This window comes from Enterobacter cloacae complex sp.6700776, from assembly GCF_048284255.1.
Classification (GTDB): domain Bacteria; phylum Pseudomonadota; class Gammaproteobacteria; order Enterobacterales; family Enterobacteriaceae; genus Enterobacter; species Enterobacter intestinihominis.
Genome location: NZ_JBLVYK010000213.1, coordinates 1 through 292, shown reverse-complemented (window position 1 = coordinate 292; position 292 = coordinate 1). Strand labels below are relative to the sequence as shown.

The following is a 292-nucleotide window of genomic DNA, read 5'->3' as shown; positions in this document are numbered from 1 at the left end:
CGTGCTCTGGTGTTCGATAAGCGCATAAATATAACCGTCGCCCGCCGTGGTTTTCAGGGAATACAAAATGTCGGCGTAAAAGGGACGCAGATCGTCTTCGACAAAATGCCCGGACTCGAGATGCAGTGTACGCAGATCGCACACTTTAAGCAGCGTCTCGGGCAGATACAGCTGCAGGAAATCACGGGCGGTATCGGGATGGGAGAGGTAGGTCTTAAACACGGCGTCATGGGGCGTGGAGGTCGGCTTTTTCATGTTCATCCGTCCAGTGGATTGAGCGATGGATGAACAG

Annotated in this window: 1 protein-coding gene; it reads right to left on the bottom strand. The window is 53.4% G+C overall.

Annotation, left to right across the window (positions count from 1 at the left end):
* Window positions 1–255 (bottom strand): Rpn family recombination-promoting nuclease/putative transposase (locus ACNQ0T_RS23930; RefSeq protein WP_417930464.1); only part of this gene is annotated, 255 nt, incomplete at its 3' end.
* Window positions 256–292: the final 37 nt, after the last annotated feature.